This is a genomic window from Agromyces fucosus (assembly GCF_004134865.1).
GTDB lineage: Bacteria > Actinomycetota > Actinomycetes > Actinomycetales > Microbacteriaceae > Agromyces > Agromyces fucosus.
Genome location: NZ_SDPO01000002.1, coordinates 64200 through 89940 on the forward strand (window position 1 = coordinate 64200; position 25741 = coordinate 89940).

The 25741-nt window shown below is 70.6% G+C and carries 24 protein-coding genes; 9 read left to right on the forward strand and 15 right to left on the reverse strand.

The features are described 5' to 3' along the window. Positions 1–2: 2 nt before the first annotated feature. Both ESP57_RS06070 and ESP57_RS06075 read left to right on the forward strand, forming a co-directional pair. Complete coding sequence (locus tag ESP57_RS06070; protein ID WP_129230924.1) at positions 3–1232, forward strand: DUF993 family protein; 1230 nt, start codon at positions 3–5, stop codon at positions 1230–1232. Then, positions 1229–2104: a sugar phosphate isomerase/epimerase family protein gene (locus ESP57_RS06075; RefSeq protein WP_129230925.1), complete on the forward strand. Its 876-nt coding sequence runs from the start codon at positions 1229–1231 to the stop codon at positions 2102–2104. The genes ESP57_RS06070 and ESP57_RS06075 overlap by 4 nt, the downstream gene beginning before the upstream one ends. Positions 2105–2191: 87 nt before the next feature. Here the strand turns inward: ESP57_RS06075 and ESP57_RS06080 are convergent, their stop codons facing one another. The 7 genes from ESP57_RS06080 to ESP57_RS06110 form a co-directional block, all read right to left on the reverse strand. After that, complete coding sequence (locus ESP57_RS06080; protein ID WP_129230926.1) at positions 2192–4507, reverse strand: outer membrane protein assembly factor BamB family protein; 2316 nt, start codon at positions 4505–4507, stop codon at positions 2192–2194. Between the two features lie 253 nt (positions 4508–4760). Beyond that, positions 4761–5768 (reverse strand): hydroxyacid dehydrogenase, encoded by a 1008-nt coding sequence (locus tag ESP57_RS06085; RefSeq protein WP_243648430.1) that lies wholly within the window; start codon positions 5766–5768, stop codon positions 4761–4763. Beyond that, the gene (locus ESP57_RS06090) at positions 5765–6700 is read right to left on the reverse strand and encodes a carbohydrate ABC transporter permease (protein WP_129230927.1); all 936 of its coding nucleotides are present in this window, start codon (positions 6698–6700) and stop codon (positions 5765–5767) included. Before ESP57_RS06090 ends, ESP57_RS06085 begins: the two co-directional genes overlap by 4 nt. Continuing rightward, positions 6697–7632 (reverse strand): carbohydrate ABC transporter permease, encoded by a 936-nt coding sequence (locus ESP57_RS06095; RefSeq protein ID WP_235507585.1) that lies wholly within the window; start codon positions 7630–7632, stop codon positions 6697–6699. Before ESP57_RS06095 ends, ESP57_RS06090 begins: the two co-directional genes overlap by 4 nt. 57 nt (positions 7633–7689) lie before the next feature. Then, on the reverse strand, positions 7690–8991 hold the full coding sequence (locus ESP57_RS06100) for an ABC transporter substrate-binding protein (protein WP_129230928.1): 1302 nt from the start codon (positions 8989–8991) through the stop codon (positions 7690–7692). A 110-nt stretch (positions 8992–9101) separates the two neighbouring features. Next, entirely contained in the window at positions 9102–10196 is a 1095-nt protein-coding gene (locus ESP57_RS06105) for a substrate-binding domain-containing protein (protein WP_158556791.1), read from the reverse strand. 136 nt (positions 10197–10332) lie between these two features. Next, entirely contained in the window at positions 10333–11070 is a 738-nt protein-coding gene (locus ESP57_RS06110) for a TetR/AcrR family transcriptional regulator (protein WP_207904496.1), read from the reverse strand. A gap of 87 nt (positions 11071–11157) precedes the next feature. Here ESP57_RS06110 and ESP57_RS06115 point away from each other — a divergent pair, with 87 nt between their 5' ends. Continuing rightward, entirely contained in the window at positions 11158–12339 is a 1182-nt protein-coding gene (locus ESP57_RS06115; RefSeq protein ID WP_129230929.1) for an FAD-dependent monooxygenase, read from the forward strand. A 63-nt stretch (positions 12340–12402) separates the two neighbouring features. Further along, positions 12403–13734 (forward strand): GNAT family N-acetyltransferase, encoded by a 1332-nt coding sequence (locus ESP57_RS06120; RefSeq protein WP_115963003.1) that lies wholly within the window; start codon positions 12403–12405, stop codon positions 13732–13734. 3 nt (positions 13735–13737) lie between these two features. Here ESP57_RS06120 and ESP57_RS06125 read toward each other — a convergent pair whose 3' ends face one another. Beyond that, complete coding sequence (locus ESP57_RS06125; protein WP_056004886.1) at positions 13738–14145, reverse strand: RidA family protein; 408 nt, start codon at positions 14143–14145, stop codon at positions 13738–13740. Positions 14146–14215: 70 nt separating this feature from the next. Next, the gene (locus ESP57_RS06130) at positions 14216–15346 is read right to left on the reverse strand and encodes an AI-2E family transporter (RefSeq protein ID WP_115963006.1); all 1131 of its coding nucleotides are present in this window, start codon (positions 15344–15346) and stop codon (positions 14216–14218) included. A gap of 199 nt (positions 15347–15545) precedes the next feature. On the opposite strand from ESP57_RS06130, the gene ESP57_RS06135 reads away from it, so the two are divergent. Continuing rightward, entirely contained in the window at positions 15546–16988 is a 1443-nt protein-coding gene (locus ESP57_RS06135; RefSeq protein WP_424219382.1) for an MDR family MFS transporter, read from the forward strand. Positions 16989–17099: 111 nt separating this feature from the next. Here ESP57_RS06135 and ESP57_RS06140 read toward each other — a convergent pair whose 3' ends face one another. Genes ESP57_RS06140 through ESP57_RS06150 form a run of 3 tightly spaced genes read right to left on the reverse strand, consistent with a single transcriptional unit; the run spans position 17100 to position 20748 of the window. Beyond that, a complete protein-coding gene (locus ESP57_RS06140; protein ID WP_129230930.1) occupies positions 17100–18539 on the reverse strand; it encodes a lipase maturation factor family protein in 1440 nt (479 codons plus the stop codon). Positions 18540–18566: 27 nt separating this feature from the next. Beyond that, positions 18567–20003: a phytoene desaturase family protein gene (locus tag ESP57_RS06145; RefSeq protein ID WP_129230931.1), complete on the reverse strand. Its 1437-nt coding sequence runs from the start codon at positions 20001–20003 to the stop codon at positions 18567–18569. A gap of 4 nt (positions 20004–20007) precedes the next feature. Beyond that, entirely contained in the window at positions 20008–20748 is a 741-nt protein-coding gene (locus tag ESP57_RS06150; RefSeq protein WP_056004894.1) for an NUDIX hydrolase, read from the reverse strand. A 60-nt stretch (positions 20749–20808) separates the two neighbouring features. Here ESP57_RS06150 and ESP57_RS06155 point away from each other — a divergent pair, with 60 nt between their 5' ends. After that, a complete protein-coding gene (locus tag ESP57_RS06155) occupies positions 20809–21639 on the forward strand; it encodes an MBL fold metallo-hydrolase (RefSeq protein WP_424219385.1) in 831 nt (276 codons plus the stop codon). Positions 21640–21661: 22 nt separating this feature from the next. On the opposite strand, the gene ESP57_RS06160 is transcribed toward ESP57_RS06155, so the two are convergent. After that, positions 21662–22234 carry an NADPH-dependent F420 reductase gene (locus tag ESP57_RS06160; RefSeq protein ID WP_056004896.1) on the reverse strand — a complete coding sequence of 191 codons (573 nt, stop codon included), beginning with the start codon at positions 22232–22234 and terminating at the stop codon, positions 21662–21664. A gap of 101 nt (positions 22235–22335) precedes the next feature. Between ESP57_RS06160 and ESP57_RS06165 the strand changes: the two genes are divergently transcribed. Next, the gene (locus ESP57_RS06165; RefSeq protein WP_129230932.1) at positions 22336–22857 is read left to right on the forward strand and encodes a MarR family winged helix-turn-helix transcriptional regulator; all 522 of its coding nucleotides are present in this window, start codon (positions 22336–22338) and stop codon (positions 22855–22857) included. Between the two features lie 26 nt (positions 22858–22883). On the opposite strand, the gene ESP57_RS06170 is transcribed toward ESP57_RS06165, so the two are convergent. Continuing rightward, on the reverse strand, positions 22884–23186 hold the full coding sequence (locus ESP57_RS06170; protein WP_056004900.1) for a DUF1540 domain-containing protein: 303 nt from the start codon (positions 23184–23186) through the stop codon (positions 22884–22886). 166 nt (positions 23187–23352) lie between these two features. Then, on the reverse strand, positions 23353–24297 hold the full coding sequence (locus ESP57_RS06175) for a cytochrome b/b6 domain-containing protein (RefSeq protein WP_424219388.1): 945 nt from the start codon (positions 24295–24297) through the stop codon (positions 23353–23355). Between the two features lie 160 nt (positions 24298–24457). Between ESP57_RS06175 and ESP57_RS06180 the strand changes: the two genes are divergently transcribed. Together ESP57_RS06180 and ESP57_RS06185 are read left to right on the forward strand one after the other, a co-directional pair. After that, the gene (locus ESP57_RS06180; RefSeq protein ID WP_129230934.1) at positions 24458–25099 is read left to right on the forward strand and encodes a ClpP family protease; all 642 of its coding nucleotides are present in this window, start codon (positions 24458–24460) and stop codon (positions 25097–25099) included. After that, positions 25096–25707: a ClpP family protease gene (locus ESP57_RS06185; protein ID WP_056004901.1), complete on the forward strand. Its 612-nt coding sequence runs from the start codon at positions 25096–25098 to the stop codon at positions 25705–25707. Before ESP57_RS06180 ends, ESP57_RS06185 begins: the two co-directional genes overlap by 4 nt. The last annotated feature ends 34 nt before the right edge of the window (positions 25708–25741 follow it).

Genomic DNA, 25741 nt, shown 5'->3' on the forward strand with positions numbered 1-25741 from the left:
CCGTGTCGGCGCTCACCCTGCTCGACGCGAACGGCACGCTCGCGGCGGCGCCGCTCGCCGAGGCGCCCGCCTTCACCAAGCCGAACGCGCCGCTGCGCTCGCGAGTCGCCTACGCGGCCGCGCATGTCGTGCCGAAGCCGTTCGCCGACAACACGCCCGGCCGGCCGGCCGAGATCGACTGGGACGCCACGCTGGCGTTCCGGCACCACGTCTGGTCGTGGGGGCTCGGCGTCGCCGATGCGATGGACACCGCGCAGCGCAACATGGGCCTCGACGCCGCAGCCACGCGTGAGCTCATCTCGCGCAGCGCCGCCGAGGCGGCCTCGGTCGGCGGCGCGGTGGTGGTCGGCGTCAACACCGACCACCTCGAGACGGAGCACGCCTCGCTCGACGCGATCGCGGATGCGTACAAGGCGCAGCTCCACCACACTGAGGACGCCGGAGCCGGCGCCGTGCTCATGGCGAGCCGGCACCTGGCGCGTGCGGCGCAGAACGCCGACGACTACCGCCGCGTCTACCGCGACGTGCTCGGCGCTGCGAGCGGACCCGTCGTGCTGCACTGGCTCGGCACCGCGTTCGACCCGCAGCTGTCCGGGTACTTCGGCTCAGCCGACACGGATGCCGCGGCCGACGTGCTCGTCGAGCTCATCGCGGAGCACCCCGACACGGTCTCGGGCGTGAAGATGAGCCTGCTCGACGCCGACGCCGAGATCGCGGTGCGTCGCCGGCTGCCCGGCACGGCACGGATGTACACGGGCGACGACTTCCACTACGTGAGTCTCATCGCGGGTGACGACGCAGGGCACTCGGATGCCCTGCTCGGCGCGTTCGCGGCCCTCGCCCCGAACGCATCGGCCGCGATCCAGGCGCTCGACGCCGGCGACGAGGCGGCGTACCACCGCATCCTCGGCCCCACGGAGGCCCTCTCCCGGCAGGTGTTCGCCGCCCCGACGTACTTCTACAAGACGGGCGTCGCGTTCCTGGCCTGGCTGAACGGACACCAGTCCGCATTCCAGATGGTCGCCGGGCTGCACGCCGCGAGGAGCCTGCCGCACCTGTCGCGCATCGTGGAGCTCGCGAACGCGTCGGGCGCACTCGAGCAGCCGCAGCTTGCCGCCGAGCGGTGGCACGGGATGCTCCGCATCAACGGGATCGACCCGAACGCGGCGACCATGGTCGCCGCGAGCTCGGACTCCGGCTCGGCGGCGCACGCGATGGAGGTCAACGCATGACCGTCCACCCGCGCCTGTCGATGAATCAGGCGACGATCAAGCACGCGCCCCTCGACGAAGCCCTGCGCCTGACACGGGAGGCCGGGTACGAGTCGATCGGACTCTGGCGCGAGCCCGTGCAGGCCGTCGGCCTCGAGTCGGCCGCACGTCGTCTGGCCGATTCAGGACTGCGCGTCTCGAGTCTCTGCCGCGGCGGGTTCTTCACGCTCCCCGAGGGCTCGGAACGCCGCGCGGCGCTCGACGAGAACCGACGCGCGATCGACGAGACGGCGACGCTCGCGGCCGCCGGTGCGCCCGGGTCGGCCGCCGTGCTGGTGCTCGTCGCCGGCGGCATCCCGGGCGGGACGACCGACCTGGCCGGCTCACGCGCGCGGGTCGCGGACGCGCTCGCGGAGCTGGCCCCCGACGCGGCCGCCGCCGGCGTCACCCTCGCGATCGAGCCGCTGCATCCCATGTACGCGTCCGACCGAGCAGTCGTCTCGACGCTGAAGCAGGCGCTCGACCTCGCCGAGCCGTTCGACGCGGCGACCGTCGGCGTCGTCGTCGACACGTTCCACCTGTGGTGGGACCCCGAGGTGTTCGAGCAGATCGCGCGCGCCGGGGCATCCGGTCGTATCGCGAGCTACCAGGTGTGCGACTGGGCGACGCCCCTGCCGGCCGACGTGCTGCTCGCGCGGCACTACCCGGGCGACGGCGTGATCGACTTCGCCGAGTTCACCACGGCCGTCGAGTCGGCCGGCTACACCGGCGACATCGAGGTCGAGCTCTTCAACGAGGCCATCTGGGCCACCCCGTGGCCCGAGGTCGTCGCCCGCACCGCGTCGTCGTTCGACGCCGTCGTGGCCCCGGCCCTGAGCGCCGTCTCCGCCTGACCTCGCGCGGGGCGCAGCTGAATTGTCGCTGCGCCCCGGGCGGGGAGACACCGGGGCGCAGCGACGTCGAATGAGCGTTCTGCTCGGTCAGTTCGCGGTGGTCGCGCCGTACGGGGCCGCGATCGTGGCTCCGTACGGTGCATCCGCGATGCTCGCCTCGACGCGCACGGTGACCGCACCGGCGTCGATCGATCGCGATCGGGTCGTGAAGGTGTGCGTGGCACTGCCACCCGGGGCCACCGCCGGGAACGACTTCGTGCCGAAGTCCGACTCGAACTCGATCGCCACGGGAACGTCCTCGCCGTTCTGCGCCCGCACGGCGACGACGACGCGCCCACCGATCGAGCGCGTCGAGGTCTGCACCGCCACCTTCACCGGCGCGTCCTCGACCTGCACGAGGTTGCGTGCACGCAGGGTGTAGATGCGCCCGACCTCGTCGACGTTGAGGTGCGAGCCGCTGTACCAGGCGCCGTTGATCTCGGGAACGACCACGGTGACGGCGAACGTCCTCGGATCGAACCGGAACAGCGTCGTGTCGGACACGGCGTACACGACCCCGTGCTTCTCGACCATCGCGGCGAAGCCCGGGCAGAGCGTGCCGTGGTCGGCCGTGTGCACGATCGTGCGCCGTGCACGGTCGATCACCACGAGAGCGCCCTTGATCGTCAGGCAGTAGAGGTGGCGTCCTCGAACGGCGAGGGCGGCGATGCCGTTGGCCTGCGCGGTCTCGATGCGCCAGAGCTCGGCGCCCGCGACCGGATCCCACGCGACGACGGTGCCCCGCGATCCGGTCTTCTGGGCGTTGTCACCGCCGAGGTAGGCGATGCCGTCGGCCGTCGCGATCGCGCGCACGAGCTGGATGTCGTCGATCGGGTCGATCGCGCTCGTCGAGGCCCCGCTCGCGGGGTCGAACGTCCAGAACGAGCCGCCGCCCTCGGTGTCGGACTGCACGCCGACGAGGAGCAGGCCGTTGACCGCGTCCCAGGTCGTGTCGAGCGGCCGGTTCTGCTCCGAGGCGAACTTCGCCGCCTGCTTCGCATCCTGACCCGTCGACGGGTCGTACGACCAGATGCCCTGCGAGTTGTACTGGCCGGTGTACAGCACGCCGTCGACGACGTCGGCGTCCTTGGCCTCGCCCTTCGCCCGGAGGTTCACGACCTCGCCGGTCGCAAGGGTGTGGCGGGCGATCACGCCGTTGCCGCCCACGTAGGCGTAGCCGGCGCCGACGGCGATGCCCATGCAGGCCTGCGCGCTGACCGGCGCTCCGGCCTCGCCGAGGTCGGTGGTGCTCCAGGCACGGGACGCCACGTCGATGTCGGCGACGAAGCCGTATGCCGAGACGACGTACAGCTTGCCGCCGCGTGCGTCGACGCCCCAGACCTCGCCGAGGTCGAGCGTGCCGAGGTCGAGCCGTTCGATCGTGTTGGTCGTCGTCGAATAGGTGAGGATCTCGGTCTCGTTCGCGAAGAAGACGGTGCCGGCGTCGCTCGTGAGGTTCTTCGCCGTTTTGCCGATCGAGGTCGCGACGGCGTACGACGAGAGGTCGGCCAGGTCCATCAGGGCGACCTTCGACGACTCGGTCGACGCCGCGGTGGTGGCCACGAGTCGGTCGCCGACGATCGCGAGGTCGCGGATGCTGGGGTCGGCCGAGAACTCGGCCGGAGCGACCTGGCTGAACGTCGCCGCCGCCCGGTCGTAGGCGATCAGCGACGAGCGCGTCGCGCTGCCGCCGCCGCCGAACGTCGTGCCGCCGCCGACGAACACCGCCGAGGCCGTCGCCGTGACGGCGCGCGCGAGCGTGGAGGCGGGGTCCGGCACGCCGAGGCTGGCGACGACGCCGACCGCGGGATCGAACTGCCAGAGGGCGGGCGCAACGGCGGGGCCGCCGCCGCCGACGGCGAAGAGCACTCCGTCGGGGGCGACGGCGAGGTCGCGCACGTCACGGTCGCCGATCGCCCCGATCGGCGCCGCGGGCACGTCGGGCGTGCTGAGATCCCAGCGGTAGAGGTTCGGCTGCGGGCCGCTGGCCTTCTGGAGAACGCCGAAGTACAGGTATCTCCCGGTCGGGTCGGCCGCCATCGCCTGGATGCTGTGCCCTGTCGACACGCTCGTCGTCGCCGTGACGGTGCGAGTGGGGAGGTGGAAGGCGACCACGCCCGTCGGCACGATGTTGCGCGAGCCGATGTAGACGGTGTCGCCGACGAGCACGGCGCTCATCAGACCGAACTGGCTGACGGCGGGCCCCAGATCGGTGATGGTCGGACCGAGCGGGGCACGGGTGACCGACGGCGTCTCGGATGCGTGGGCCGGCCCACCGGAGACGAGGGCCGCGATCGCCGCGAGGCTGCCGGCACCGCCCACCTGCAGGGCGAGGCGGCGGGTGAATGTGGGGGTTGCGGGCATCAGAACTCCTTCGGTCCGGTGGCGAGCAGTGCAGCCGGAGAATAGACAAGCCGCTTCGGGACCAAACTGCAACAAAACGCACAAACACGAACATGCGGTTCGGTTGGGCTCATGTCTTCGCCACGAAACGGAGGGGAATCTCCGAGACTTCCCGGCAACGAGGAATCCACACAGATGCGAACACGCCGATCCGATCGCCTCCCGAGGTGATCGGGGTGCCCGGCATCGGCGTGTCGCCGGAGTCACGCCGGAATCACGCCGTGATCGAGAGCCGGTCCGCTTCCACCTCGTGCGCGAGGTCCCGTCCGTCGACGAGGCGCTGGAGCTCGTCGTGGACCACGTCGGCGAGGCGACCCAGCTCGACCCCGAGGGATCCCGCGACATGCGGCGTGAGGAGCACGTGCTCGTGGCCGTACAGCGGATGATCGGCGGCGAGCACCCACGGCGTGGAGACGTCGAGGATCGCGAAGAGCTCGCCGGCGAGGACCCGCTCGGTGAGGGCTTCCTGATCGATGATCTCGCCCCGTGCGGTGTTGAGCAGGGTCGCACCGGCGCGCATCAGCCCGATGCCGCGCGCGTCGATGAGGCCGTGGGTGGCCGGTAGCGACGGTGCATGGACCGAGACGACGTCGGAGGTCGACAGCAGCTCGTCGAGTCCGACCGCCTCGACGCCGAGGCCCTCCGCATCGTCCTCCGACAGGTACGGGTCGTAGACGACCACGTCGAGCTCGTACACGCGCAACAGCTCGATGACCTTGCGCCCGATCTTCGAGGCGCCCACGATGCCGATGCGCTTGTCGTAGTTCCCCATGCCGGGGAACGCCGCCTCCACGTCGAACTCCTCGCGGAGGGCGAGATACCTCGCGGCGATCGGCAGCACCTTCTTGTTGGCGAGGACGATCATCGCTGCGGTGTACTCCGCGACGGGCACCGCGTTCGCGGACGCGGCAGTACTGACCCGGATGCCTCGCTCGAGCACGTCATCGGACAGGAACGGCTTGATCGTGCCCGCCGAATGCAGGACCGCCGTCAGGCGCGGCGCCGCGTCGAGCACGGCGGCGTCGATGAACGGGGCGCCCCACCCCGTCACGAGCACGTCAGCCTCGGAGAGCACGCGGCGCGAGGCATCCGAGTCGAACTCGCTGAGGAATCCGACGACCTCCGCGATCTCCTCGATCCGCGCGATGCGAGCGGCGGGGAAAACCCGCTCGCGGACGTCGGGCGCCATGGCGAAGGCGACCCGCACGCCGGGCGCGATCACTTGACGCTCCCGGCCGAGAGGCCCGAACGCCAGAAGCGCTGCAGCATCACGAAGGCGATCACGAGCGGCACGACCGAGAGGAACGAACCGGCGATCACGAGGGGGAGGTACTCGGGGTTCTGCTGCACCTGGCTCTGCCAGAGGAAGATGCCGACGCTCGTGGGGAACAGCTGGCGATCCTGCAGCATGATGAGCGGCAGCATGAAGTTGTTCCAGACGGCGACGAACTGGAAGAGGGCGATCGTCACGAAACCGGGCACGAGCATCGGGAGGCCGATGCTGAAGAAGCTCCGGATCGGCCCGGCGCCGTCGACCCGCGCCGCCTCGAGCGTCTCGTCGGGCAGGTACCCGGCGCTGAAGACCCGGGCGAGGTAGACGCTGAACGGGTTGCAGAACGCCGGGATCAGCACCGCCCACATGGTGTTCGTCACGCCGAGCGAGGCGGCGAGCAGGTACAGCGGGATGACCGTCGCGGTGTTCGGGATGAGCACGCCGATGAGGACCGTTCCGTACAGCGTGTTCTTGCCGCGGAACTCGAACTTGTCGAAGGCGTACCCGGCCATGAGCGCCACGAACCCGCCGACGATGGCGCCGACCGCGGCATAGAGCACGCTGTTGCCGAGCCAGCGGATGAAGATCCCGCCGTCTTCGGTGAGCAGGCGTTCGAGGTTGGCGAAGAACGCGCCGCCCCAGGTGAACGCGTCGCTGCCGTAGAGCGCCGAGGCGTCCTTGGTCGTGGCGAACACGAGCCAGAGCAGCGGCAGCACCATGTACGCCGAGCCGAGGACCAGGAGGCCGTTGACGCCGAACGTGGCGCCGATCCCGCCGCCGAGTGGACGGCGTCGCCGGCGAACCGGGCGGTCGCCCGTGGTCCCGGCGGGGGCGAGCGGCGCGGCCGAGGTCGGCTGCGCGACCGAGGATGTCGTGCTCATCGGGAGGTCCCCTTCGAGGTGAAGCGCGTGACGACCCAGGAGAGCAGGCCCGCGAGGAGCGCGAGGATGATGGAGGCGGCAGCGGCCTGCGGCAGGTTGTTGCGGTTGAACGCGGCGTCGTACGCCCACATGTTCGGTACCCACGTGCTCGTGACGGCGGTCGTCGCGGTCGAGAGGATCTTCGGCTCGGTGAACAACTGCAGCGAGCCGATCACCGTGAACAGCAGCGCGACGCCGAGCGCCGGGGCGATGAGCGGGGTCTTGATCGAGAACGCCGTCCGGATCTCCCCGGCTCCGTCGACACGGGCGGCCTCCAGGACCTCCCGCGGCACCGACTGGAGTGCCGTGAACAGGATGATGACGTTGTATCCCGCCCACTCCCACACCGCGATGTTCACCATCGACGGCAGCACCATGTGCACCGACAGGAAGTCGATCTGGATGCCGCCGGTGGCGAGCGCCGAGACGATCGGGCTCACGCCGGGCGTGTAGAGGTAGGCCCAGATGAGGGCGGCGATCACGCCGGGCACGGCGTGCGGCAGGAAGAGCAGGAGCTGGAACGCGCGCTTGGCCTTGGCCACGACGGCGTCGAGCAGGAGGGCGAAGCCGAGGGCGACGCCGAGGAGCGTCGGCACGTAGAGCACGCAGTAGAGCGCGAGCCGGCCGAAGCCGGCGATGAAGGTGTCGTTCGCCAGCACGTCGGCGTAGTTGCCGAGGCCGACGAACACCGTCTCGGCGCCGCCGAATCCGAGCCCGCTCCGCTGCTCGGCGAACAGGCTCAGCCCGACCGCGTAGATGACCGGTGCGATCATCGCGACGAGGAAGACAGTGAAGAACGGCACCAGGAAGATCGTCGCGGTGCGGCCGCCGGTGCCCTGGATCGGCCGTCGCTTGGTCGCGGACCTTCTCGGCCCACTGGTTCTGACGCTCATGGTCATGCCCTTCGGTTCACGGTGCCGGCAGGGTGGCCCTGCCGGCACCGGAGGTTGCTACTCCGTGACGTCGAGCCCGAGCTGCTCGAGCCCGTCGACGGTCGCGGACTGCGTCTGCTCGAGCGCGTCGCCGAGCGTCGGGGCCGTCGTGACCGCGTCGCGCATCGCCGTGTTCGTGATGTCGTAGTCGGGGCCCCACGACCATCCGCCGACGACGCTCGCCGACGCCTCGTCGAAGACCTCGTAGATGTCGTTCGCGTAGTAGTCGGTCGGTGCGACCTTGCTGGCGACCTCGTTCAGGCCGGGGTAGGCGAGGTAGGCGGTGCCGACCTCTCCACGAGCCTCGACGGCTGCGGGGTCGGTCGTCAGGTACTCGAGGAACTTCGCGGCCGCGGCCTGGTTCTTCGAGTTCTCGGTGATCGCGAAGCTCGTGCCGCCGCTGAGCGCGCCGGTCGGCTCGTCGCCCCACGACGGGGGCACTGCGGCGATCCACTTGCCGGCCTGACCGGATGCCTCGGTGCGGGTCTTGAGACCGGACGCGCTCCAGGAGCCGCCGACCCAGCCGTTCACGACACCGTTGTTGAGGTCGGCCGTCCACTCGTCGCTGAAGCCGAGCTGCGCCTTGACGAGGCCCTCGTCGATGAGCTTCTGCCAGTAAGCGGCGACCTTCGTGCTGGCCTTGTCGGCGATCGCGACCTTCCACTTGTCGTCTTCGACGCTGAACCACTTGCTGCCGGCCTGCCACGACAGCGGCGCGAGCTGCGGCTCGTTCGTGAAGAAGCTCGTGAGGTAGGCGTTCGGGTTCGCGGCCTTCACAGCGCGCGCGGCGTCCTCGAACTCCTCCCACGTCGTCGGGACGTCGACGCCGGCGGCGTCCAGCACGTCCTGGCGGTACCACATGATCTGCGGCGGCGCGTCGTACGGCATGCCGTAGGTGGCGTCGCCGAAGGTGACGAGCTCGCGAACCTGCTCGCTGTACTCGCCGAGGACGTCTTCGGAGACGACGTCGTCGATCGGGACGACCTGTTCTGAGGCGGCGAACCCGGGAAGGCTGACGTACTCGATGCCGGCCACGTCCGGGCCGGTGCCCGACTCGATCGCCGCGGAGAGCTTGGTGTATCCGCCGTTGGCGGCGTTCGGGATCTCCTCGAACTTCACGGTGATGTCGTCCTGGCTCGCGTTGAACGCGGCGGCGACGTCGGCCATGCCGCTGAGCGACGACCAGAACGTGATGTCACCCGTGGGGTTCTCGGCCGCGGTCGGCTCGGGCTCGGGGGCGGCGGATGCCGCGCAGCCGGCCAGCAGCACGCCGGCGGACAGCAGCGCTGCCGCGGCGAACGAGGTGCGACGCAGGTTCATGATCGGATTCTCCTTTGAATGTGAAGCGTGAATGTGAAGCGTGCCTGCTACTGAACCCGCTTCACGAACCGTCTGCAAGAAAATCGCGCATATCGAACATTTCAGAACATTCAGGAAGCGATCTGGCGGGTCGATTCACGTTCGATCAGGGTCGGCAGCAGCGCCATCCTGGTCACCGCGTGCCCGGCGCCCTCCCGCTGCCGGATACGGTCGAAGCACAGTCGCAGCGCCGCGTCGCCGAGGTCGTGCTTCGGCGGCGCGACCGCGGTCAGCGGGACGGCCGCGTAGGCCGAGAACTCGTCGTCGTAGGCGACCAGCGAGAAGTCCTCTGGGATCCGGATGCCGCGCTCGACGGCGAGATCGGCGAAGGCCATGGAATCGACATCGCCGAGCATCAGTGCCGCGGTGACCTCCCGTCGCCCGCACTCCTCGAGGAACGCCTCGAGCGCATCGATCGTGGAGTCCGTGCCGACCTTGGGATCCGGCAGTCGCCATCGGAACGCCTCGTCGCCGAGGCCTGCACGCGCCATGGAGCGCTCGTATCCGTCGGTGAGGCCGGTGGTCGTCGCCGCCTCCCGGGCGGCGAGGGCGATCCTGCGATGCCCCCGATCCACGAGGTGCCGCACCGCGAGCTCGGCACCGTAGGCGTGGTCGCTCCGCACCGACTCGAGTCGGCCGGCGTGTCGTTCGTCGACGCTCCGCTCGACGAGGACGACCGGGATCGGTGCGTCGACGAGGAGCGCGTGCAACTCGGTTCCCTCGACGAGCCCGCTGCGCGGGGTGATCATCAGGCCGTCGACGCCGCCGGCGATGAGGCGCTCTGCCTGGCGGAGCTCTTCGCGCTCCGAGTAGTTCGTCGTCCCGAGCACGAGGCGGCAGTTGAGCTCCCGCGCAGCGTCGCTCGCGCCTCGGATGACCTGCGGGAAGTAATAGCTCGCCGACGGCGTGACCATGCCGATCGTGGCCACCGGCCGCCGTACCGGCGACCCGCTCCGCTCCCCCGCCGAGGCCTGCTGCTGCGCGACGGCATTCGAGACCGCACCGCCGTGTGCACGGACCAGGAGTCCACGTTCCTCCAGCTCGGCGAGATCCCGGCGCAAGGTCATGGCCGAGACGCCCATGCGCCCTGCCAACTGGGAGATGCGCAACGAGCCACGGAGCTCGAGCTCTCTCAGAATGGCGTCGTGACGTGCCGCTGCAACCATGTGCCGACCTCTCGAATGTGAGAACTTGTGTGATTCGTGAATATCACACATTCGATCAGGTGCGCCACCGTTCGACTCTCCCGACGACGAGCCCGGTCGCCCACAGCGCGCGCCGCCGCGCTGCCGTGCTCAGCGATCAGGAATGAGACGACGAGGATGCCGCGCGCTCGGCGACGAGCGAAGCGACACCGTCGAGCACGCGCTCGACGCCGAATCGCAGCGCGTCGTCGCGCGCCCCGTCATCGTCGGCTTCGGCGAACGCGCTCGCCGTCCACGGATAGAGCTCGGCGCGAGTGGCGAGGATCGACGCGAGGTTCGCCGCGAGTTGCTGTTCGGGCGCGCCTGAGGAATCGCGTTGGCGGACGAGCGACATCACGTGGCCGACGAGGAGGGTCAGCAGGTCGAGCTTCTCCCCGCCGCGAAGGGGAAGTTCGACCATCGCGCCGAGACCGGCCTCGAACCACGCGAGCTCGCGGGGGCCGGGCGTATGCGGCCGCTGCACGAGTTCGACGATCCACGGGTGCGTCATGGCGCGATCGTGGACTCCAGTGGCCCACGCCATCAGCGCAGGGCGCCAGTGCGCCTCATCGGCCACGACGGGTGCGCCGAGTGCGGTGTCGAGCATGACCGCGTCGAGCTCCGCGCGCCCGGGAACGTAGCGATAGAGCGCCATCTTCGTGGTGCCGAGTCGTTCCGCGACGCGCTGCATCGTGACCTCGTCGAGCCCGGATTCGTCCGCGATGGCGATCGCGGCCTCGGCGATGCCGTCCAGCGTGTACTTCGGCTTCGGCCCGGGCCTACGCCCGGACGGCTGCGCCCAGAGGAACACCGCGGCTGCGACCCGCGACGCCGCGTCGACTTCACCCTCGGTCACGATGCTCCTCCGAACTGATTGCGTCCACTGTACGCGATCACGTTATTGTGTCCATAGGACGCAATTAGTGGACGAAGGAAGGCACACATGGCAACCACGAAGATCCTCATCTCCGGTGCGAGCATCGCCGGCCCGGCGCTGGCGCGCTGGCTCGGCCGCAACGGCTTCGACGCGACGGTCGTCGAGAAGGCGCCGGCCGCCCGTGCGGGCGGCCAGGCCGTCGACTTCAAGGGACGGACCCACCACGCGCTGCTGACCCGCATGGGCATCCTCGACGAGGTGCACGCACGGCAGACCGCGAAGACGGACTGGCGCATGGTCGACGCGAACGACCATGTGAACGCCGTCGTGCCCGGCGAGTTCATCGGCGGCGACGTCGAGATCCTGCGCGGCGACCTCGCCGGCATCCTGCTCGCACAGTCCGCCGCAGACGCCGACTACGTGTTCGATGACGAGATCACCGCGATCACCGAGTCGGATGCCGGCGTGGACGTCGCCTTCGCTCGTCGACCCGACGAGCGGTTCGATCTCGTGATCGGTGCGGATGGCGTGCACTCCGCGGTACGACGTCTCGCATTCGGGCCGGAGGACCGGTACGTCGAGACACGCGGGTTCTACTACGCGGTCGCGAGCGGGCAAGCCCCACTCGATGACCTCGAGACGAGGCTCCCCGATGGGCGCGGCATCGCCTACGGGTACAACGAGCCCGGTCGGCTGGCACTCCTCGGCGGCCAGAAGGCGCCGAACCTGTTCGTCTTCCGCGCCGAACGGCCCGACTACGACCGGCGCGACATCGCGTCGCAGCGCGCCTTCCTCGAATCCGCATTCGCGGGCGCCGGATGGCGTGTGCCCGCTGCGCTCGAGGCCAGCCGCGCGGCATCCGATTTCTACCTCGACGCCCTCGCGCGCACCCGGATGACCTCGTTCACGCGGGGTCGCGCGGCGCTCGTCGGCGATGCCGGCTACGCGAACACGCTCGGTGGATTCGGAACCGGGCTCGCGCTCATCGGCGCGTACATCCTCGCCGGCGAACTGAACGCCGCTGGCGGTGATCACGCGGCGGCGTTCGCGGCGTACGACCGCCGCATGCGGAAGCCCACGAAGATCGCCCGCTCCGGCAACGCCGGCCCGTTCCTCGCTCCGCCGTCGACCGGGCGCATCCGGATGCGGGACTGGACCTTTGCGAACCCCCTGATGTACCGCACGATGATGTGGATGACCGACACCTTCGCAACCGACGACAGCCTCCCCGACTATCGGATGCACTGACCCGGGTACGGGCCGGCCGGCGGCCCTTACCTCACCGCTGGGCGTCACGACTACGATGGATTGATGTCGTTCGACCTGCAGGGCTTCCCCGCCGATTCCGCGGCACTCGCCTCGCTCGCAGCGAGGGGACTCGACTATCGGCTCGTCGACACGCGCGACGCCGCGGCGGCGTCGGCATGGGTCCAGGCCGACTTCCGCGGGTTCCACCACGCCCGACCGCGGCAGGTCGATCTCGACTACGACCTCGGCGTGCTCGCCGACCGGCGGGTGCATGGCGTGTACGACTCGAGCATCGTCGATCCGGCCGTTCCCGTCGCCACCGTCTCGAGCTGGCCGACCGGGCTCAGCGTGCCGGGCGGGCGCAGCGTCGATGCCTGGGCGGTGAGCTCGGTGACGGTCTCGCCGACGCATCGCCGACGCGGCATCGCGAGGGCCCTCATGCTCGCCGAGCTGCAGAACGCACGTGCGGCCGGCGCCGCGCTCGCGATGCTCACCGCGACGGAGGCCACGATCTACGGTCGGTACGGCTACGCACCGGCCGCACGTGCGTCGACCGTCCACGTCGACCGTCGGCGGGTGCACTGGGTCGGACCGGATGCCCCGGGGCGCGTGCAGTTCGTCGATGCGGCGTCCATCCGCGAGGCCGCCCCCGCGATCGCCCGGCGCGCGGTCGCGCGCACGCCCGGCGAGATCGACCGCTGGCCCGGCCTCCTCGACCGGGTGCTCGGCCTCCACGACCCCGACAGCGAGCGCTCCCGTGCACGACGCGTCGTGCGCTACGACGACGAGCGGGGCCAGGCGCAGGGCTTCGCCGTGTTCCGCGTGACGCGCGAGCCGAACGAGCCGGGCGTCGCCGAGTTCGACTTCCTCGCCGCCGCGACCGACGACGCCGAGCGGGCGCTCTGGCGCTTCCTCGTCGAGCAGGACTTCGTGTCGGGCACCCGAGGGCTGCTCCGATCGGTCGACGAGCCGCTCCCCTGGCTCCTCGAAGATCCCAGGGCCGTCTCGTTCTCCGACGTCGTCGACCACCTGTGGCTTCGCGTGATCGACCCGGTCACCGCACTCACGGCCCGACGGTACAGCGCGCCAGGTCGACTCCTGCTCGAGGTCGACGACCCCGCCGGCATCGCGGGCGGACGCTTCGAACTCGTCGTCGACGATGCCGGCCGCGCGGAAGTCACCGCCCTCGAGCAGGCGGATGCCGCGGCATCCGCGAAGGGCGTTCGAAGCATCCGCCTCGGGGTGCGCGAGCTCGGCGCGATCTACCTCGGCGGGGTGCATCCGTCGGTGCTCGCGCGCGCCGGACGCGTCGACGAACGCTCACCGGGCTCGATCTCGGCGGCCGATGCCATGTTCGCCGCGCAGCGCGCGCCGCACCTCAGCATCTGGTTCTGATCGTCAGTCGACGACTGCTGCGACTGCTTCCACCTCGACCAGCTGGTGCTCCCAGCCGAGCACCGTTACACCGAGCAGCGTGCTCGGCGCGTCGTGGGATCCGAATGCGTCGCGCACGACCTGCCAGACTGCGCCCAGGTCTTCGCGCCGTGACGACGCGACAAGCACGCGAGTGCTGATGACGTCATCGATCGTGGCACCCGCGGCGGCGAGCGCACGTGTCATCGTCTCGATGCATGCGGCCGCCTGGCCCACGTAATCGCCGACTGCGAGCGTCGCGCCGTCGTCGTCCAACGGGCAGGCACCGGCGAGGAAGACGAGTCTCGCGTCCTTCGGCGCAGTCGCCGCGTAAGCGTATTCGGCGACATCGGAGAGCGTCGAGGTCCGGATCAACTGAACGGCACTGGGCATCCGTTCAGCATGCCAGAGCGTCGGCGCATTCCGGGACTCCCGGCACCCGGCGGTCGGCCGATGCGATCGGCTACATCGTGTCCTGGCGGGGGAAGACGACCTTCTCCACGATGATGATGAGCGACGCCGCGACGGGGATCGCGACGAGGGCGCCGAGCACGCCGCCGAGCGTGCCGCCCGCGACCGCCGCGATCACGACGAGTGCTCCGGGCACGGCGACGGCGCGGCTCATGATGCGCGGGCTCAGCACGTAGGCCTCGACCTGCATGTAGATCAGGTAGTAGATGGCGGCGGCGAGCGCGGTCTCGGGCGACGCCGCGAACGAGACGAGCGTGATGATGATCGCGCCGGTGAGCGTGCCGACGAGCGGCACGAGCGAGAAGAGGAAGGCGATGAACGCCAGGAGGATCGGCACCGGCGCCCCGATGATCGACAGGTAGATGAGGCTCAGCACGCCGTTGATCGTGGCGAGGCCGACCTGCCCCATGACGTACCGGCCAACCGAGCCCGTGATCTCCTCCGACACGTCGCGGTAGCCGGGGCGCGAGCTCGCCGGCACGAAGCGAGCGGCGTAGCGCTTCATCGAGTCGAGCGACGCGAGGAAGTAGAGGGTGAGGATGAGCACGATCGTGGCGCCCGTGAAGCCGCCGGCGATGCCCGCGCCCACTGCGAGGAGGCCACCGCCGAGCGATCCGAGGTTCTCGGGGTCGGCGAGCCAGTCACCCGCGGACTCGATCGCGTCCTTGATCGCGTTGCCGCTGCCCGTGAGGCCGTTGAGCCACGTCACGAACGGGCTGTGCTGCACGTTCGCGACGATGTCGTCCCAGTTCTCGACGATGTTCGTCGTCTGCTCGACCACGATCGGCACGATGGTCGCGATGAGGCCGACGAAGATGCCGATGACGCCGGCGAAGACGATGAGGATCGCGACCCAGCGTGCCATGCCGCGACGCTGGAGCCAGCTCACGATCGGGTCGAGGCCGAGCGCGAGGAACAGCGCGAGCGCGACGTAGAGGATCACGGTGCCGAGCTCGCCGACGATGCCGCCGAGGAGCACCGCGAGGAGCACGCCCAGCGCCCCGACGAAGCCGATGCGGAAGGCGTTGATCCGAACTTCGGGCGCGCGGGAGTCGCCGTCGGTCGTGATCTCCGCCGCGGCGGGAGGCGGCGGGGCGACCGGGCGTTTCGTGCGGATCCTCATGGGATCGACGGTAGTGGGCAGGGCCCGCCGGAGCACGTGCTTGACCCGGCGAGTTCGTTCCGGTATCCACGCGATGCCGTTCGGAGCATCGACGGCCGTGCGCCCTTCATCGTGAGCCGCGGCATCCGCGGAATGAATCGGCGCCACGGGCGTTGCCTTTCTTGGGAGCGCCGTTGCGCGCCCGGAACCGAGGGGGAACGTGACCGAGACGACTGCCGTGGGATTCCGTTCGGCGCGTGGGCCGGTGCTCATCTCCGTGATGCTGGCCACGGGCCTCATCGCGATCGATTCGACGATCCTCGCGACCGCGGTGCCGTCGATCGTGGCCGACCTCGGCGGCTTCACGCAGTTCCCGTGGCTGTTCTCGATCTACCTGCTCGCCCAGGCCGTCTCGGTGCCGATCTACTCGAAGCTCGCCGACACCGTGGGGCGCAAGCCGATCATGCTGATCGGCATCGGCATCTTCCTCGTCGGCTCCGTGCTCTGCGGCTTCGCATGGGACATGACCTCGCTCATCGTCTTCCGCGCGATCCAGGGCCTCGGCGCCGGCGCGGTGCTGCCCGTCTCCATCACGATCACGGGCGACATCTACACGGTGCGCGAGCGCGCACGTGTGCAGGGCTACATCGCGAGCGTCTGGGCGATCTCCTCGGTCGTCGGCCCGACCCTCGGCGGACTGTTCGCCGAGTTCGCGTCGTGGCGGTGGATCTTCTTCGTGAACATCCCGCTCTGCCTCATCGCCGGGTGGATGCTCCTCCGCTCGTACCACGAGTCCGTCACGCGCGAGAAGCACCGCATCGACTTCGCCGGCGCGACCGTGCTGACGATCGCGTCGACCCTGCTGATCCTCGCCGTGCTCGAGGGCGGACAGGCATGGGAGTGGCTCTCCTGGCAGTCGATCGGCGCGTTCACGATCGGCGCCCTGCTGCTCGTCGCGTTCGTGTTCATCGAGCGACGTGCCGCCGAACCGGTGCTGCCGCTCTGGGTCTTCTCCCGGCGGCTCATCGTCACGACCTCGCTCATCTCGCTCGGCGTCGGGGCCGTGCTCATCGGGCTCACCTCGTACGTGCCGACCTTCCTCGAGGCGACCGCGGGGGCCTCCCCGCTCGTGTCGGGACTCGCCGTGGCCGCGCTGACCCTCGGCTGGCCGATCGCGGCGAGCCAGGCGGGCCGGCTCTTCCTCCGCATCGGCTTCCGCCGTACCGCACTCATCGGCCTCGCGGTCTCCGTGCTCGGCTCCGCGGCGCTCGTGGCCGCCTCGCTCACGCCGAACGTGTGGACCACGGCGATCGCGTGCTTCATCGTGGGCCTCGGCCTCGGCCTCGTGGCCTCGCCCACGCTCATCGCCGCGCAGTCGTCGGTGCCGTGGTCGGAGCGCGGCGTCGTCACGGGCGCCAACATGTTCCTCCGCTCGATGGGCAGCGCGGTCGGCGTCGCGATCTTCGGCGCGGTCGCGAACGGCGTGATCGCGCGGTCAGGTCTCGGCGAGCACTCCCCCGTGGCGATCCACGGTGCCTCGACCGCGGTGTTCGTCGCGGTGCTCGTCGCGGCGGTCCTCACGATCGCCGGCGGCATCGCGATGCCGAGCGCGCACGTCGACGACATCGAGCACCAGCCGGCGGAGGCGTTGCCGGTCGAGTAGGCCCGCGTCGCGCGCCCGCCAGAGCGGCGGAGAACTGCACGACTTCGGCGGGAACCGGTCCTGCGGTCCGAGACTGTGCAGATCTCCGAATCTGTGGAACGGCCGCGGCCGTCAGCCGAGCCCAGACGGCGGCACGACCTCGCCCTCCAGCGTGCGCACCCAGCGGTCACCCGTCTGCCGGAACTCCGCCCGCGTCGTGAACCGGTAGTGGTAGGCCCGAGCCCGGATCCAGCGCGGGGCGGCGCCGCCGAACGGGTCGGTGTCGAGCAGTGCGAGCGTCGGGGCATCCGCTTGGAGCAGTCGCAGGAGGAACACCTCGAACCAGGGTTCCCACATGCGCCCGAGCGGCAGGAACCACATGAGCCAGTCGAGTCGCAGATGGTACGGCGCCCATTGCCGCGGGATGGCGCCCAGCGCCCCGGGCTTGCCCTTGAACGCGTACTCCCGCCACTCGGTGCCGTCGCCGGGGGTCTCGGCGAGCGTGCCCTCGACGACGATCTCGATGCGCCGCTTCGTGACCGTGCCGAAGGCGCCGTAGGCGTTCACGAGCATCCAGCGGTTGAAGGCGGCGTTCATGAGCTGGCGCCGTGAGAACAGGTTCCTGATCGGCCAGAAGCTCAACACGATGAGCAGAGCGGATGCTCCGAGCACGACGACCGCCCACCAGATCGGCGTCGCCGCGGCATCCGTGCCCAGATCGGAGGGGATCGCGGGGATCAGCCAGTGCCAGGCCGAGTCGGTGACGGCGGATGCCGCGAGCACGACCGTGATCCAGTTGAGCCACGCGAAGTTGCCGGTCACGATGAGCCAGAGCTGCGTGAGGATCACGATCGCCGCGGCCGACGAGCCGACCGGGCCGGGCACGAAGAGCAGGAACGGCACCACGAGCTGCGCGAAGTGATTGCCGAGCACCTCACCCTTGTGGAACCAATTCGGCAGCAGGTGCGCCTGCCGACTCAGCGGGCCCGGCATCGGCTGCGTCTCGTGGTGGTACATGAGCGCGGTCAGGTCGCGCCACTCGCGTCCGCCCCGGATCTTGATCATGCCCGCGCCGAATTCGAGGCGGAACACGAGCCACCAGACGGCGATGACGATGGTCGGCGGCGGCGGCGTCTGGTCGGAGCCGAGGAACGCCACCGTGAAGAGCGCCTCGCAGAGGAGCATCTCCCAGCCGAAGCCGTAGAAGGTCTGGCCGACGTTCACGATCGACAGGTAGAGGATCCAGAGCACGAGGAAGACGATGAGCGGCACCCACGGCGGTCCGAGCTGCGGCAGACCTGCCACGACGGATGCCGCGAGCACGAGCCCGACGACGGCGACCACGACGAGTCTCCGATCGGAGTAGCCCCAGCGGAAGACGCTCGGCCCGCGGAGCCGCGACGCGCGACGCAGCAGCTCCGGCACCGGCAGCAGGCCGTGCTCGCCGAGGAGCGGCCGGAACTGGTTCAGCGTCGAGAGGAAGGCGACGAACGCGAGCGCACCGACCCCGCGCTGCAGGATCTGCCGTGCGATCTCGTAGTCGTGCGCGTCGAACCAATCGGTCCACTCCACGTTCCAACGCTACGCCGACCGGCGCTATCAGCGCAGGCCGAAGCGCTCCCTCAGGGCGAGCTTCGCGGCGAACCAGCCGTTCATCCCGTGCACCGCGGGGCCGGGAGCCGTCGCGCTCGAGCAGAGGTAGACGCCGTCGACCGGCGTGCGCCAGGGCCTCGGCGAGACGACCGGCCGCTTCAGCAGCTGCGCCATCGTGAGCGCGCCCGAGTAGATGTCGCCGCCGACGTAGTTCGCGTTGTACCGGCCGAGTTCGGCCGCCGAGCTCGACGCCGAGGCGAGCACGACGTCGCGGAAGCCCGGCGCGAAGCGCTCGACCTCGGCCGTGACGAGTTCGGTCGCGTCGAGCGTCGACCCGGCGGGCACGTGCGTGTAGGCCCACAGCACGTGCTTGCCCTCGGGCGCGCGGGTCGGGTCGGCGACCGTCGGCTGGGTCACGAGCACGTACGGATGCTCCGCTCCCCCGCCGCCCGCGACGCCGGGCTGGAAGCCGCGGGCGACGGCGTTCTCGGCCGCCGCGATCTCGGCACGGCTGCCGCCGAGGTGCACGGTGGGGGCCTGCCGAACCTCGGCGTTGCGCCACGGCACCGGCCCGCTCAGCGCGAAGTCGACCTTGGCCACGCCCGAGCCGTAGCGGTATCGACGGAGGGCCCGCGCGTAGCGGCCGGGCAGCTCCGCGGTGAAGAGCAGCTCCGGCGAGGTGTCGAGCAGTACCGCGCGCGAACCCGTGACCTCCGCGAGCGAGGCCACCGGGGCATCCGTGACGATCTCGCCGCCGCGCGCGCGGAGTTCGTCGGCGAGTGCGTCGGCGATCGTCTGCGAACCGCCGACCGGGAGTCCCCATCCGGCGCCGTGACCGTGCATCGCGATGAGGAGCCCGGCGCCGGCGGAGGCGAGCGAGGGCATGCCGCCCGCCGCGTGCGCGACGACGCCGCTGAAGAGCGCGGGCGCGACGTCCCCGACGAAACGGGTGTTCCACGCCGCCGTGCCCTGTTCGAGCGCGCGCAGGCCGAACTGCAGGGCCGCGATCGGGTCGCGGGGTACGCGCAACAGCTGCGAGCCCGTGAAGTCGACGACGCCGCGGCTGCGGGCGAGGAGCGGAGCGAGGAGGCTGCGCCAGGCGGCGCCGTCGGCCTCGAGGCCGTCGGCCGTGCGATCGAGGTCGCGCCAGGCGACGCCGGCGCGGCCGCCGTCGAGCGGGTGCGCGTACGAGATCTCGGGCACGACCCAGTCGATGTCGTCGAGGAGCCCGAGCGTCCGGAACACGGGCGAGGCGAGGCCGGCCGGATGCACCGTCGAGCACACGTCGTGCCGGAAGCCGGGCAGCGTGAGCTCGGCGGTGCGCAGGCCGCCGCCGATCGTCGGCGCCGCCTCGACCACCCGCACCGAGAGCCCGGCCCGCGCGGCGACCACTGCGGCGACGAGCCCGTTGGGCCCGCTGCCGACGACCGTGACGTCGGTCACGGGGTCAGAACCCTGCGCCGAGGGTGTTGATGTAGATCCACGGCAGCCGGTCCATCATGAGGCGGTGACGATTGCCGTCGGCATCGGGTCCGTCGTCGGGCACCGAGGGGTCGCGGGCCTCCCGCTTGTGCTCGGCCACGAACTCGTCGTCCTCCTGCCAGAGGATCATCTGCCCGTCGTCGACCGCCTTCGCGACGAACGGCGTGACCGAGCCGCTGCGGAGTTCGGCGAGCGCCTCGTCGACGGACGCCGCGTGCGACAGGCCGTGCAGGGTCACCCAGGTCGGCGGCCACAGCGTCATGCCCCCGCCCGCGTGCCGGTCGAGCGCATCGGTCGGACGCAGCCACGCGGCCGCCTCGACCTCGTCGGGTGCCAGGCGCAGCTCGCCGTCGGGCACCCGCACGGCGAAGAACGTCGTGGTCAGCCGCTTCGGGGCGTTGGCGGGCGGCGTCCAGTGCGAGAACGGCACGAGCTCGTCACCGTCGAGCACGAGTCCGACCTCCTCGAAGGTCTCGCGCACGGCGGCACGGCGTGCGGCGTCGATGCCGTCGAGGGGGTCGCCCGCGGCATCCGCTTCGTCGACCGCGCCGCCCGGGAAGACCCAGGCTCCCGGAAACGAGCCGCGATCGCGCGGGCGTTCGGCCAGCAGCACCTCGACGCCGCGTTCGCCGTCGCGCAGCAGCACGACGGTCGCGGCCGCGCCCGTGGCCGCCGGGTTCGTCAGTGACTCCAGCTCGCTGTTCATCACCTCAGACTATGACTCGGCACGCCGGCGCGCACGGGCGCCGCCGATACACTTTCCCGCATGGATCAGGCTTCCGGCATGGGTCGGGCTCCCGCCGGCGGTGACCGCGTGTCGACGTTCGCCCGTCTCGTGCTGGCCCCGAACGCCGGGCCGATGACCCTCGACGGCACGAACTCCTACGTGCTGCGAGCACCCGGATCCGACCGCGTCGTGGTGGTCGACCCCGGCCCGTCGGACGCCGGGCACCTCGCGGCGCTGGCGGGCTCCGGCAGGGTCGACCTCGTGCTCGTCACGCACCACCATCCCGACCACACCGAGTCGCTCGAGACGTTCCACGCGATGACGGATGCCCCGGTGCGCGCGATCGACCCGGCATTCTGTCTGGCCGGGGCGCCGCTGGTCGACGGCGAGCGCATCCGGGCGGCCGGCCTCGAGATCGACGTGGTCGCGACCCCCGGGCACACGGCCGACTCGGTGTGCTTCTGGCTGCCCGGCGACCGCCTCATCGATGGCGACGATGCCCGCGGCACGATGCTCACGGGCGACACGATCCTCGGCCGCGGCACGACGATCATCGCCGATCCCGACGGCGCCCTCGGCCCGTACCTCGACTCGCTCGACCGGCTCTCCGTCCTCGGCGCACCGGGACCGGTGGGCGTGCTGCCGGGCCACGGCCCCGTGCTCCCCGACCTCGCGGAGATCTGCCGCGCCTACCTCGCGCACCGGGCCGAGCGGCTCGACCAGGTGCGCGCGGCGCTGCGCGAACTCGGTTCGGATGCATCGACGGCCGCCGTGACCGACCTCGTCTACGCCGACACGGATGCCTCGGTGCGCACTGCAGCCGAGGCATCCGTTCGAGCGCAATTGGCCTACCTGCGCAGCGAGGTCTGACGCGGGAGACCCGCGAGCCGGGTTACGCGACGAGCGCGATGCCGGCGTCCCAGCCGACCTTCTCCTGCACGGCGAGGGTGAGCTGCAGGAAGCCGACGGCCTCGAGCTCGCGAGCACGCGAGAGGCGGCCGGCGTCGACGGCGTTCACGCCGCCCGCGCGCACGACCTCGGCGAGGGCGAGCTTCGCATCGTCGTCGTCACCGGCGATGAGCACGGTCGTGGGGTTCGAACCGACGGTCTTCGCGGCGAGCGTGGCGGCGAAGTTGGTGTTGAACGCCTTCAGCACCTTCGCGTCGGGCAGGGCTGCTGCGAGCTCGCTCGCACGCGAGCCGTCGGCGGGCACGACGAGCGAGTCGAACGTCGAGAAGTCGAGCGGGTTCGTGATGTCGACCACGACCTTGCCGGCGAGCTCGGTGCCGCGCGCGGCGACGATCTCGTCGATCGCGAAGTGCGGCACCGCGAGCACGACGATGTCGCCGGTGATCTGCTGGGCGGTATCGCGCCCGATGAACTCGACGGTGTTGCCCCCTGCGGCGACGATGCCGCCGATGGCGGTGCCCATGTTGCCGTTTCCGATGATGCTGACGGTCGTCATGTCTTTCCTCCCCGCGCCCTTCGACGCGTTTACTTGTTGCGACAACCAACACTCTACGCTCATTCAGTTGTTGCGTCAACCAATGCGGTAGACTCGTGGGCATGACGGATGACACGAGGTGGCTCGCCCCCGAGGAGTCGGCCGCGTGGGTGCGCCTCGTGGCGCTCGCCGAGCTGCTCCCGGGTGCCCTCGACGCGCAGCTGCTGCGCGACGCCGGGCTCACGCACTTCGAGTACGGCGCCCTCATGGCGCTCGGCGCGGCACCCTCGCGCACCATGCGCATGACCGAGCTCGCCTCGCGCACGAACGCGACGCTCCCCCGCCTCTCGCACGTCGCGAAGCGGCTCGAGGAGCGCGGACTCATCGAGCGCTTCCCGTGCCCCGAAGACCGCCGGGCCACGAACGCGACGATCACCGGTGCCGGCCTCTCCCTGATCTCGGAGGCCGCGCCCGGCCACGTCGAGACGGTGCGCGCGAACGTGCTCGACGCCCTCGCGCCCGAGCAGCTCGAACAGCTCTACGTCATCGCGGGCGCGGTGCTCGCACGGCTCGACCCCGAGGCACGCCTCTCAGCCACGTCGTGCCAGTTCAGCGAGGGGCCCGTCGACCACGTCGTGGCCTGACGCCCTCGCTCGTCGAGCTCCCTGGCTCAGCGCGGGTCGTAGGTGAGGCAGTCGGCGTCGACCGCGCCGGGGCCCACACGCACCGACGGCGCGGTGCACTCGAGCGACTCGTTGTGCACGCACTCCGAACGCTGGCAGGCGCCGACGTGCGTCACGACCTTGTCGAGGCCGCCCTTGGCTCCCAGCGGGATGAAGGTCGCGCACTCCGCATCGCCGACCGAGCCGCCGATCGTGACCGCGGCGGCATGGCAGTGCGAATGGTCGTTGTAGGAGCATCCGGCCACCGAGCATTCGGCGACGGCGGGCAGTTCGTCGAGCGTCATGCTCATGGTGACCTCCCAGTGCGGTGTACCGCGGTTCGATACGGCGATGGTACGCCCGGGAAGGTCGAGGACGCAGCAGGGAAGGGACTGTTTTCCGCAGATCAACGCGACTTTCTTCTGAGGCCAGCCTTACCTATCCGACACTCGGGGATGCCTCGCGCCGCCCCGTCGCTCAGCGGGTGACGGTGCCCATGCGGCTCGCGACGGGCTTCAGCACCGACGGTCGCACGGCGAACCAGCCGCCGATCATGACGGCGAGCGACACCGCGAAGATCGCGAAGCCGAGCCACGACGCGCCATCGCGGCTCGCGTACATGGCATCGAGGTTGCGCAGCGCACCCGTCGCGAACACGAGTGTCACGTGCACGATGACGAAGGCGACGAACACGAGCATCACCGGGTAGTGCACCGCCCGTGCGAGCTTCACCGGGTAGACGGCGTTCAGCCGCTCCGCCCGCTGCGGCCAGACCGACGACAGACGCAGCCCGGTGAGCACCGCGAGCGGCGCGACGACGAACACGATCGCGAAGTAGCTGAGCAGCTGCAGGCTGTTGTAGTTGACCCAGGCGTGCTCGACCGGCCAGTCGAGCGAGGCGTACTGCAACCCTGCCGACACGGCGTTCGGCCAGATGTCGGCACTCGTCGGCACGATGCGCATCCACTGCCCGGTGACGAGGAGCAGCACGATGAAGACGATGCCGTTGAGCACCCAGAGCACATCGACCGTGTAGTGCAGCCAGAGGTGGATGCTGACCTTCCACGGCGGGTTCTTCGTGCGGATCAGCCCGTCGTTGTTGCGAACCCAGCGAGCCGGCGGGCGGCCGCCCTTCTTGAGCAGGAGGCCCGAGCGCACGAGGAGCACGAGGAAGAAGGCGTTCAGGAAGTGCTGCCAGCCGAGCCACGCGGGAATGCCGATCGGCGCCCCCTCGGGCAGCGGCGTCGTGCCGGGGTACCGCGTGAGGAACTCCTGCACGGCGGGCTGGGCGCGCAACCAGATCGCGAGCAGCACGACCCCGCCGAGCAGCACGATCCCGGCGAACACGGCCAGCGCGACGGGCAGCCACCGGATGCGTCGACGAGTCGCGTGATGCGCGGTCGGGTCGGTGAGGCGGGTCACCGGAGTATTTTGACATGACCGCCCGAGCCCCTGCCGAGGCGGACGACCCGCAATGTCACGGATGCCGCGGCGCACGCTGCTCTCGGCAGCACTGCTCGCAGCAGCACTGCTCTCAGCGGCATCCGCCCCGCGCCTCGCCCGCGGCGCGCACGCTGGGGACATGAGCGAACACGACACCCCACCGATCCATCCGATCGACGCCGAACTCACGAGGCGCCTCTTCCACGAGCGCATCATCGTGCTGGGAGACGAGCTCGACCAGGCGGGCGGCAACCGCCTCATCGCGCAGCTCGTCACGCTCGCGGCCGACGACCCGCGCCGCGACATCCGCTTCTGGATCAATTCGCCCGGCGGCTCGGTCTCGGCGATGCTCGCGATCGCCGACGTCATGCGCTCGATCCCGAACGACGTCTCGACGATCGCCGTCGGCATCGCGGCGAGCGCGGGCCAGTTCCTGCTCTCGGCGGGCACGAGGGGCAAGCGCTTCGCGCTGCCGCACTCGCGGATCCTCATGCACCAGGGCTCCGCCGGCATCGGCGGCACCGCGGTCGACATCGAGCTGCAGGCCGACGACCTGCGGTACACGCGCGACACGGTGCTCGGCATCACCGCCGAGAACACCGGCCAGCCGATCGAGCGCATCGCCGAGGACTCGCTCCGCGACCGCTGGTACTCCGCGACCGAAGCCGTCGACTACGGCTTCATCGATGCCGTCGTCGACGGCTTCGGCGAGATGTTCCCCGGCGGCGACCGCCCCCAGGTTGGATTGCAGGCCAGTGCAGGAACAGGAGCAACGTCATGACGAGCTACACGATCCCCTACGTCGTCGAGAAGCGCGGCAACAGCGAGCGCTCGCTCGACGTCTACAGCCGGCTGCTGTCGGAGCGCATCGTCTACCTCGGCACAGAGATCGACGACGGCGTCGCGAACGTGCTCATCGCGCAGTTCCTGCACCTCGCCTCGGAGTCGAGCGAGACGCCGATCAGCCTCTACCTGAACTCCCCCGGCGGTTCGCCCGGTGCAGCACTCGCCGTCTACGACACGATGCAGCACATCAGGCCGGATGTCGCGACGACGTGCGTCGGCCAGGCGGGCGGGCCGGCCGCGGTGCTGCTGGCGGGCGGGGCGAAGGGCATGCGGGCGATCCTGCCGCACGGCCGCGTCGTGCTGCACCAGCCGTCGACGCAGGGACGCGGCACGATCCCCGACCTGATCCTGCACGCCGACGAGGTCGTGCGCGTGCGCGCCGAGCTCGAGGCCGCCCTCGCCGCCGACACTGGTCGCGACGCGATGACGCTGCGTCACGACACCGATCGCGACCTCATCCTGCCGGCCGCGGCCGCCGTCGAGTACGGCCTCGCCGACCACGTGCTGACGGCGCAGGTCATGGTGCCGGCCATGCGCGGCTAGGGTCCGGCGAGGGCGCGGTCACGCCGCCGCGGCC

Bases quoted from the DNA above. Each gene is read 5' to 3' on its own strand.
- ESP57_RS06075 (WP_129230925.1), top strand. From the start codon at position 1,229: ATGACCGTCCACCCGCGCCTGTCGATGAATCAGGCGACGATCAAGCAC.
- ESP57_RS06180 (WP_129230934.1), top strand. From the start codon at position 24,458: ATGAGCGAACACGACACCCCACCGATCCATCCGATCGACGCCGAACTC.
- ESP57_RS06170 (WP_056004900.1), bottom strand. From the start codon at position 23,186: ATGAGCATGACGCTCGACGAACTGCCCGCCGTCGCCGAATGCTCGGTG.
- ESP57_RS06105 (WP_158556791.1), bottom strand. From the start codon at position 10,196: ATGGTTGCAGCGGCACGTCACGACGCCATTCTGAGAGAGCTCGAGCTC.
- ESP57_RS06120 (WP_115963003.1), top strand. From the start codon at position 12,403: ATGTCGTTCGACCTGCAGGGCTTCCCCGCCGATTCCGCGGCACTCGCC.
- ESP57_RS06115 (WP_129230929.1), top strand. From the start codon at position 11,158: ATGGCAACCACGAAGATCCTCATCTCCGGTGCGAGCATCGCCGGCCCG.
- ESP57_RS06155 (WP_424219385.1), top strand. From the start codon at position 20,809: ATGGATCAGGCTTCCGGCATGGGTCGGGCTCCCGCCGGCGGTGACCGC.
- ESP57_RS06080 (WP_129230926.1), bottom strand. From the start codon at position 4,507: ATGCCCGCAACCCCCACATTCACCCGCCGCCTCGCCCTGCAGGTGGGC.
- ESP57_RS06100 (WP_129230928.1), bottom strand. From the start codon at position 8,991: ATGAACCTGCGTCGCACCTCGTTCGCCGCGGCAGCGCTGCTGTCCGCC.
- ESP57_RS06165 (WP_129230932.1), top strand. From the start codon at position 22,336: ATGACGGATGACACGAGGTGGCTCGCCCCCGAGGAGTCGGCCGCGTGG.
- ESP57_RS06160 (WP_056004896.1), bottom strand. From the start codon at position 22,234: ATGACGACCGTCAGCATCATCGGAAACGGCAACATGGGCACCGCCATC.
- ESP57_RS06150 (WP_056004894.1), bottom strand. From the start codon at position 20,748: ATGAACAGCGAGCTGGAGTCACTGACGAACCCGGCGGCCACGGGCGCG.
- ESP57_RS06130 (WP_115963006.1), bottom strand. From the start codon at position 15,346: ATGAGGATCCGCACGAAACGCCCGGTCGCCCCGCCGCCTCCCGCCGCG.
- ESP57_RS06095 (WP_235507585.1), bottom strand. From the start codon at position 7,632: ATGAGCGTCAGAACCAGTGGGCCGAGAAGGTCCGCGACCAAGCGACGG.
- ESP57_RS06185 (WP_056004901.1), top strand. From the start codon at position 25,096: ATGACGAGCTACACGATCCCCTACGTCGTCGAGAAGCGCGGCAACAGC.
- ESP57_RS06125 (WP_056004886.1), bottom strand. From the start codon at position 14,145: ATGCCCAGTGCCGTTCAGTTGATCCGGACCTCGACGCTCTCCGATGTC.
- ESP57_RS06090 (WP_129230927.1), bottom strand. From the start codon at position 6,700: ATGAGCACGACATCCTCGGTCGCGCAGCCGACCTCGGCCGCGCCGCTC.